At 72.7% G+C, this 8842-nt stretch carries 5 protein-coding genes and 2 pseudogenes; 4 read left to right on the forward strand and 3 right to left on the reverse strand.

Going from position 1 to position 8842, the window contains the following annotated elements; genetic code table 11:
• Positions 1–285: 285 nt before the first annotated feature.
• Both K206_RS38175 and K206_RS0113525 read right to left on the reverse strand, forming a co-directional pair.
• Positions 286–1880: pseudogene (locus K206_RS38175) on the reverse strand (gamma-glutamyltransferase family protein).
• Positions 1881–2181: 301 nt separating this feature from the next.
• Positions 2182–3171 (reverse strand): tripartite tricarboxylate transporter substrate binding protein, encoded by a 990-nt coding sequence (locus tag K206_RS0113525; protein ID WP_231401604.1) that lies wholly within the window; start codon positions 3169–3171, stop codon positions 2182–2184.
• Between the two features lie 291 nt (positions 3172–3462).
• Between K206_RS0113525 and K206_RS0113530 the strand changes: the two genes are divergently transcribed.
• Together K206_RS0113530 and K206_RS0113535 are read left to right on the forward strand one after the other, a co-directional pair.
• The gene (locus K206_RS0113530; RefSeq protein WP_020202941.1) at positions 3463–4368 is read left to right on the forward strand and encodes a LysR substrate-binding domain-containing protein; all 906 of its coding nucleotides are present in this window, start codon (positions 3463–3465) and stop codon (positions 4366–4368) included.
• A gap of 54 nt (positions 4369–4422) precedes the next feature.
• Positions 4423–5370 (forward strand): annotated as a pseudogene (locus K206_RS0113535) (NAD(P)-dependent oxidoreductase); the annotation flags it as partial.
• A gap of 72 nt (positions 5371–5442) precedes the next feature.
• Here K206_RS0113535 and K206_RS0113540 read toward each other — a convergent pair.
• On the reverse strand, positions 5443–7338 hold the full coding sequence (locus K206_RS0113540; protein WP_155888056.1) for a hybrid sensor histidine kinase/response regulator: 1896 nt from the start codon (positions 7336–7338) through the stop codon (positions 5443–5445).
• A 134-nt stretch (positions 7339–7472) separates the two neighbouring features.
• Between K206_RS0113540 and K206_RS38180 the strand changes: the two genes are divergently transcribed.
• Positions 7473–7862: a response regulator gene (locus K206_RS38180; protein ID WP_020202944.1), complete on the forward strand. Its 390-nt coding sequence runs from the start codon at positions 7473–7475 to the stop codon at positions 7860–7862.
• A 319-nt stretch (positions 7863–8181) separates the two neighbouring features.
• Positions 8182–8842 (forward strand): YbfB/YjiJ family MFS transporter (locus tag K206_RS0113550; RefSeq protein WP_020202945.1); only part of this gene is annotated, 661 nt, incomplete at its 3' end.

Genomic DNA, 8842 nt, shown 5'->3' on the forward strand with positions numbered 1-8842 from the left:
GTAGCGGGCGAACTCGAAGCCCTCGCCCGCCGCGTCCACCGGCGCGCGGCCGGCGGCAGCCAGCGCCCGGGCCCATTCGGTGGCCGCCTGCATCCGGCGCAGGTCGGCCAGCACGGCCGGCGAAACACGATCGAGCAGGCGGCGGGACCGGAGCGTTTCCATGGCGACCTCTCCTTGGCTGGCAAAAAGGACGCCTTCAGTCTATGCCCCGGTTCCGGCTGTTTGATGTGTCCCAACCCACACACCTGGCTATTTTTCCGCCACCGCGCAAACGGCAGCCCGGTATCAGAAACCGACCGGGTAGCCGTCCTTGCGGTGATCCGACGCGGCCGCGTAGCCGCTGTCGAGCCGCATGGCGATCTGCGCGCCGCCGAACTCGAGGTTGCCGCGCGGAGCCACTTCCACCTTGTGGCCGCGCGCGCGCAGCCCCGCCACGGTGGCCTCCGGGCAGTTCCATTCCACCGCGACGGTGCTGTTGTCGTCCAGCACGCGCCAGCGCGGGCCGTCGCACGCGGCCTGCGGGGGTTCTGGCCGAAGTCGGCCAGCCGGCTGGTCATCTGCACGTGGCCCTGGGCCTGCATGGAGCCGCCCATCACGCCGAAGCCGGCCAGCGGCTTGCCCTGGCGCATCAGGAATCCGGGGATGATGGTGTGGAACGGCCGCTTGCCCGGGCTGACCTGGTTGGGGTGGCCCGGCTTGAGGTTGAAGCCCCAGCCGCGGTTGTGCAGGGCGATGCCGGTGCCGGGCACCACCACGCCGGAGCCGAAGCCCTTGAAGTTGGACTGGATGTACGAAACCATCATGCCGTTGCGGTCCGCCACGGTCAGGTAGACCGTGCCGCCGCTGTGCGGCTTGCCCGGGCCGGGGTTGCCGGCGCGCTCCGGGTCGATGGCTTTGGCGCGGCTGGCCAGGTAGCCGCGGTCCAGCAGGTGCGCTGCCTGCACCTCGTGCATCGCCGCGGGATCGCCCACGTAGGCGTGCAGGTCGGCAAAGGCCAGCTTCATGGCCTCGACCTGCAGGTGGATGGCCTCGGCCGAGTCCACGCCCGCGCCGGCCACGTCGAACTGCTCCAGCATGCCCAGCGCCATCAGCGCGCCGATGCCCTGCCCGTTCGGGCCGATCTCGAACAGTTCCAGGTCGCGATAGGCCGTGCTGATCGGCTGCACCCAGTCGGCGCGGTGCGCGGCCAGGTCGGCCTCGGTGATCAGCCCGCCGGTGGCGCGCGCGTGCGCGGCGATGCTGGCCGCGAGCTCGCCGTGATAGAAGTCGTCGCCCTTGCTCTCGGCGATGCGCGCCAGCGTGCGCGCCTGGCCCTCGCAGATGAAGCGCTCGCCCGGCAGCGGCGCGCGGCCGTTGGGGGCGAAGGCCTCGGCGAAGCCCGGCTTGTCGATCAGCACCGGCACCTGCGCCTGCCACTGGCGGTGCACCGTGTGCGACACCAGGAAGCCGTTGCGCGCGTATTCCAGCGCCGGCTCGAACAGGTCGGCGAACGGCAGGCTGCCGAACTTTTCCCAGGTGGCGCGCCAGCCCGAGACGGCGCCCGGCACGGTCACGGCGTCCCAGCCGTTGGGCGGCATGCTGTCGTAGCGCGAGAAATATTCCGGCGTCCACGCCGCGGGCGCGCGGCCGCTGGCGTTCAGGCCGTGCAGTTCCTTGCCGTCCCAGATCAGCGCGAAGGCATCGCCGCCGATCCCGTTCATGCACGGCTCGACCACGGTCAGCGCGATGGCCGTGGCCAGCGCCGCGTCCACGGCGTTGCCGCCGCGCGCCAGCATGCGCAAGCCGGCCGCGGCCGCCAGCGGCTGCGAGGTGGCCACCACGTTGTCGGCCAGGACCGGCACGCGCTGCGAAGGATAGGGGAAATTCCAGAAATTGTTCATGGCAAGGAATGCTTCGCGTCCGCTGGGCGGCGCGTGGGAATTGAGAAAATCGGGCGGGCAGGCCCATACCGGCAAGGCCCGCGCCGCCCGCGACCTGCGCCCTTCCCCGATGCGGCGGGAGAAGGGTCGGGAGCGGGCGCCGCGCCGGCGAACGCCGAAGGTGTCCGCTGCGTGGCGGCGCCGGCCCGCTCCCCCTGCCCCTCTTCCGCGCGCGGAAGAGGGAAACAACCTGCGGCAAGCTGCCTTGCCGGCAAACCCGGGCCCGCGGGCAAGCCCGCCAGCCCGTCACTGCATGGCCGCGCTAGTCTATCCGCACGTTGGCGGCGCGCGCCACCTTCTCCCAGGCGCGCATCTCGTCGCCGATCATGCGGCCGAACTGCTCGGGCGGGGTGTACTTGATCTGCACGCCCTGCGCTTCCATCGCCGCGCCCAGCTCGGGCGAGGCCAGCACGTCCTTCATCGCGGCGGCAAGCTGCTTGACCACCTGCGGCGGCGTGCCCTTGGGCGCCACAAGGCCGAACAGGTTGTCGGCGCGGAAATCGGGGATGCCCGACTCGGCCACGGTGGGCGCGTCCGGCAGCGAGCTCACGCGGCGCTCGGAAGCCACCGCCAGCAGCCGCAGCTTGCCCGACTTCACGTGCGGCAGCGCCGCCGGGATGCTGTCGAACATCATGCTCGAGCGCCCGGCCATCAGGTCCGGCAGCGCGAACGAGCTGCCCTTGTACGGCACGTGCACCACGTCCACGCCGGTGCGCAGCTTGAACAGTTCCGACTCCAGGTGCGACAGCGTGCCGGCGCCCTGCGAGGCGAAGTTGTACTTGCCGGGCGCCGCCTTGAGGTAGCTCACCAGTTCCGGCACCGAGTGCACCGGCAGCGAGGCCGGCACCACCAGGATGTGCGGCACGGTGCCGATGCCCGCGATCGGCACGAAATCACGGCTCAGGCTGGCCGGCTGGCTGTTGTAGGTGGCCGCGGCGATGGCGGCGTTGCTCACGGCGGCCAGGTACAGCGTGTAGCCGTCCGGCGTGGCCTTGGCGGCATAGCTCATGCCGATGGCGCCGCCCGCGCCGGGCCGGTTGTCCACCACCACCGGCTGCTTGAGCACGGTGGACAGGCGTTGCCCCACCGCGCGCGCCAGCACGTCGGTGGCGCCCGAAGGCGGGAAGGACAGCACCAGTTGCACCGGGCGGTCCGGATAGTCCGCGGCGGCGGCCGGCGCGGCGGCCGCGCCAAGGGCCAGCGCCAGCAGCAGGGCGCCCTGCTGCGCGCGGTGACGGAAAAGCGACTGCATGAACATGATCAGGGTAACTCCCGAAAGCGTCGAAACACATTGACGGCCGAGTTGGGGTCGGAACGTTCCGGCGCGCGGCCGCTTTGCCAGCCGGCTTGTCTGCGCGCCCCTGTCATGCTGGATCTGCTTCGCCTGCGGCGATATGTCGGCTGATGGGAAGCAACGATTCTAGGCCGGTCCCGCCGGCACCGGGATGCGGATCGCCCATAGGCTTATGCGAAAATGGAATACCCGCGGCAGCCCGCCGCCCCGCCGTCCCGCTTCCCTGCCCCGCCGCCAAGGCGCCAAGCCATGCAACTGAAATGGATCGATGACCTGCTGGTGCTGGAAAAGACCCGCAGTTTCTCGCGTGCCGCCGAGCTGCGGCACATCACCCAGTCGGCCCTCTCGCGGCGCATCCGCTCGCTGGAGGACTGGGCCGGCGCGGTGCTGGTCGACCGCAACACCTTCCCGCTCGACCTCACCCCCGCCGGCAAGACCTTCTGCGCCAGCGGCCGCGAGGCGCTGACCCTGCTGATGGACGCGCGCGCCACCCTGCGCCAGGAAAGCCGCATGCCGGGCAAGGCCATCCAGATCGCCGCCGGGCATACCTTGTCGCTGACCTTCCTGCCGGCCTGGCTCAAGGCCTGCCAGGCGCGCTACGGCCAGTTCAACGCGCGCGTGGTGGCGGCCAACGTGCTCGAAGCCGTGGTGGCGCTGTCGGAAGGCAACTGCGACCTGATGCTCGGCTACAACCATGCGCGCGTGCCGGTCTCGCTCGACGCGGACAAGTTCCGCAGCCTGACCGTGGGCCACGACCTGCTGATGCCGCTGAGCGCGCCCAACGTGCGCGGCGGGCCGCTGTTCTCGCTAGGCGGCGCCAGCAGCAAGCCGATCCCCTACCTGGCCTACACCGCCGGCACCACGCTCGGCCGCGTGGTCGACGTGATCCTGGAAACCGCGCCGCCGCGCCGCCCGCTGGAGCGCTGCTACGAGGCCGACATGGCGATCCTGCTGATGAAGATGGCCATCGAGGGGCACGGCGTGGCCTGGCTGCCGCGCACCACCGCGGCCGACGCGCTGGCCGCCGGCACGCTGGTGCCGGCCGGCGACGCTACCTGGCAGTCGGCGCTGGACATCTGCGCCTATCGCGCGGCGCACGCCGGCAATCCCACGCTGCTGGAACTGTGGGACGTGCTGGAGCGGCAGGTGCCGTAGCGATGGCGCCGCGCTGCGCCGCGGCGCCGGCGGACGCATAATGCGCGCACCGGAAGCCGCCGCGCGCCGCGCGGAGCCTGGCGCGAACCCCGCCAGCGGGCGATCCGGCGCCATTTCAGGAGTCGGCAAATGCATATCGGTTTTCTCGGCCTCGGCAACATGGGCAGCGCCATCGCCGCCAACCTGCTCAAGGGCGGCCACCCGCTGCGGGTCTGGAACCGCTCGCCCGGCCCGGCCGCCGCGCTGGCCGGCGCGGGCGCGCAGGCAGTGGCCACGCCGGCCGAGGCCTGCGAGGCGGACGTGGTGTTCGCCATGCTGGCCGACGACCAGGCGCTGCGCGAGGTGCTGCTCGACAGCGGCCTGCTCGCGCGCCTGCCGCCGACGGTGATCCTGGTCAACATGGCCACCATCTCGGTGGCGTTCGCCGCGGAGCTGGCGCAGCGCGCGCAGGCACGCGGCATCGCCTACGTGGCCGCGCCCGTGCTGGGCCGCCCGGACGCGGCGGCGGCGGCCAAGCTCAATATCCTGGCCGCCGGTCCGGACGCCGCCATCGACGCCGTGCAGCCGCTGTTCGCGCTGATCGGCCAGAAGACCTGGCGCTTCGGCGCGCAGGCGCAGCAGGCCAACGCGGTGAAGCTGACGGTGAACTTCATGCTGGCCGCCGCGGTGGAGACGCTGGGCGAGGCCACGGTGCTGGCCGGCGCCCACGGCATCGCGCCGCAGCAGTTGCTGGACCTGCTCACCGGCAGCATCTTCCCGGGCCCGGTGTACCAGGGCTACGGCACGCTGATCGCGCAGCAGCGCTACGCGCCGGCCGGCTTCAAGGCGGCGCTGGGCCTCAAGGACCTGCGCCTGGCGCTGGCCGCGGCCGACGCGGTCGCGGTGCCGCTGCCGGTGGGCAGCGCGGTGCGCGACAGCCTGCTCGACGCCGTGGCCCACGACGAAGGCGGCATGGACCTGGCCGTGCTGGGCCAGGTGGCGGCGCGCCGCGCCGGGCGCTGAAGCGCCACGCCTGCCGTCGCCATCGCCATCGCCATCGCCGTCACCGACGCGGCAGCGCGGCGCGCCGGCGCCTCAGGCCGCCTGCCGGCCGCGCTCGGGCAGCACCGCCGCGTGGATCGCCTCGCGCAGCGCGTGCGCGGCGAGCGGCTTGTGGAGAATGCGGAAACCGCTGGCATCCAGTTCGCGCAGGCGGTCGGGCGCGGTGTCGCCCGTGACCACCAGCGCCGGCACCTCGGCGCCCAGGCAGCCGCGCAGCGCGGCAATCGCGGCAAAGCCGGTGACGCCGCCCGCCAGGCGGTAGTCCACGATCAGCAGATCCACCGGCGCCGGCCCCTGCGCCGCGGCGGCGGCATGGGCCGCGCACGCCTGCGGCGCGGTGGCGCCGGCATAAACGGCGTGGCCCCACAGCGCCAGCAGCTCGCTCAGCGCCGCCAGCACGCGCGCGTCGTCGTCCACCAGCATGATGCCGAGGCGGTGCTGCGCGGCCGGCGCGCCGTCCTCGCCGGCGGGCGCGGGCACGGGAGCGGGCGCCGCCGGCGCGGCCGCATACGCCACCAGCACCGAGAAGCGGGCGCCGCGCCCCGGCACCGAGCGCAGCCCGATCTCGTGGCCGAGCAGGGCGGCCAGCCGCCGCACGATGGCCAGGCCCAGGCCCAGCCCTTCCTCGGGATGGCGCTGGGTCTCGGGCAGTTGCGCGAATTCCTCGAACACCCTGGCCTGCTGCGCGCAGGCGATGCCGGGCCCCTGGTCGACCACCTGGATCTCCATGCCGTGCGGCCGGCGCCGCGCGCCGAGCAGGATCTTGCCGCCGGGCGCGTAGCGCAGCGCGTTGGACAGCAGGTTGTCGAGAATGCGCCGCAGCAGCGCCGGGTCGGTGTCGATCCATGCCTCGGTGGCCACCACGCGCAGCTCGCCGCCGCGCTGGCGCGCCTGCCCGGCATACTCGCCGCCCAGCTCGCGCAGCAACGCGCCCAGCGCCACCGGGCGCCGCGCCACCGGCATCAGCCCGGCGTCCAGCCGCGACACGTTGAGCAGGCCGTCGAGCAGGTCGCCCATATGGGCCAGCGTGCCGTCGATGCGCGCCGCCACCTGGATGGCCTGGGCCGCCGGCACGTCGCCGCGCCGCGCCACGCTGGACAGCGTGGCGGTGAACAGGCCCAGCGCGTGCACCGGCTGGCGCAGGTCGTGGCTGGCGGCGGCCAGGAAACGGGTCTTGGCGTTGTCCGCGGCGGTGGCCCGGTCGCGCTCGCGCTCGAGCTGGCCGATCAGCGCCACGTTCTCGAAGCGCAGGCGCACGCCCTCGAGCACGCTGCGGTAGGTCACGCGGCAGTAGTAGAGGTTGACGCAGGCCAGGCACAGCGCGAAGGCGAAGAACACGTTGTAGAGCGGGCCGCCCTGCCACAGGCAGTTGAGCATGAACGGCAGCACCATCGCCGTCATGGTCCCGACATAGGTCAGCGGGCGCGCCGACAGCGAGGGAATCGCGCCGCACGTCATGCCGGCGATGATGATGATGCAGAACGCCACCAGGGTCGGGTCGGGTGGCAGGAAGACGGCCGACCCGAGCCATCCCCACAACAGCCCGGACAGCCACGACATGACCGTGAAGCGCTGCGCCCACGCGCGCGGCGACAGGCTGCGCGGCGCGGCCAGCGAGGCCGGCGTGAGCGGCGCCGTGCCCTCGGCCCGCGCATGGCGGAAGTACTGCACCGAGTTGAAGATGCGCACCGCGGTGAGCAGGTAGACCACGGCCAGCCAGCCCAGCAGCAGCGTCAGCGGGGCGCCCCGCTGCAGCACGTAGAGCGCCGGCAGCGGAATGATGAAGTTGGCGAACATCACCGCGTTGGACTGCCGGTAGAGCAGCCCCACCATCGCCGCCTCGACCTGTCCCTCCGCGCAAGGCCGCGGCGCGGCGGCGGGGCCGCCGGTCCGTGCCGTCGGGTCTGGGGAAGATGCTGGGGCGGGCATTGGCGATCCGGTGATGGGTGGGCGCGGGCTGGCCGGTTCTGCAGAAACCGGAGCCTGATAATATCGCGTTCGTCCGCGCGCGTCCGCGCCCGACAAACAACACTTCCTCGCCGCCGGCCCTGCCCACCGCCACGATGCACGCCCTCCCCGCCCCGCTGCGCGCCGTGCTGGCCGACGACCACCCCCTGGTCCTCGCCGGCCTGCAGATGCTGTTCTCGACCGTGGACGGCATCACGGTGGTCGGAGAAGCCACCCATGCCGGCGAACTCACGGCGCTGCTCGCGCGCGCGGCGGCCGACCTGCTGGTGGTGGACCTCGGCCTGCTCGGCCCCGACGCCTTCCGCGCGCTGCGCGAGCTGCGCGGGCGCCATGCGGCGCTGCGCATCCTCGTGCTGACCGGCAATACCGCGCCCGGCACCGCCGACGCCGCGCTGGCGGCCGGGGCCGACGGCTTCCTGTTCAAGGACGGCAATATCGGCGCGCTGCTGCCGGCCATCGAGGCCCTGCGCGCGGGGCGGCGGTAAGGGCGGCATCAGGGACGACATTGAGGGCGGCGTTCAGGGCAACGCCAAGGCGGTCCCGCCCTCGTTCCGCCGGAATCCCTTCGCGGGCTTCGCCCCGCCACCCTTGCGCCGGACCGGCATGGCGCCGGCGTCCGCCCGCGCGACGGCAGCGGCCGGACGCGGGAATCGAGGCATGCCAGATACCTCATCCGCCACAAAGAATTCTCTTGCGTTCTATATCGGTTGATATAGTATTTCGTTCTATATCACTTGATATATAACAAGACGCACCTCGGGAACCGCGGCCGCCGCGCGGCCAGGCCCGTCGCCGGAGAAGTTCATGTCACAAGACACCATCGCCACCCCGGTGCGCGGCGCGCCCCCGCTGGACATCGAGGCCATGTTCGCCATGCTGGCCGGCCTTTGCGCCAGCCTGGTCGCCATCGGCCTGGCGCGCTTCGCCTACACGCCGCTGATCCCGCCGCTGATCCAGGCACACTGGTTCACGTCGTCGCAGGCGGTCACGCTCGGCGCGGCCAATTTCGCCGGCTACCTCGCCGGCGCCCTGCTGGGCCGCCCCATCGCGGCCGCGCTGTCCAACCGCACCGCGCTGCGCCTGCTGATGCTGGTCGCCGCGCTGGCGTTCTTCGCCTGCGCGTTCCCGCTGTCGGTGGGCTGGTTCTTCGTGTGGCGCTTTGCCTCGGGCCTGTCGGGCGGCGCCATCATGGTGCTGGTGGCGACGACCATCCTGCCGCACATCCCGCCGGCGCGCCGCGGTTTTGCCGGCGGCATGATCTTCCTCGGGCTCGGGCTGGGCATCGCTGCCTCGGGCACCCTGGTTCCGCAGTTGCTGCGCTTTGGCCTGCGGGACACCTGGATCGGGCTCGGCACGGTCGCGCTGGTGCTGACCGCGGTGAGCTGGTTCGGCTGGCCCGCCGGCAACGCGCCGCAGCCGGCAACCCCGGCCGCCGCGCCGGGGCAGCCCGCCGCGCCGCCGGCCC

The sequence above is a fragment of the Cupriavidus sp. WS genome (genome assembly GCF_000395345.1).
Classification (GTDB): Bacteria; Pseudomonadota; Gammaproteobacteria; order Burkholderiales; family Burkholderiaceae; genus Cupriavidus; species Cupriavidus basilensis_B.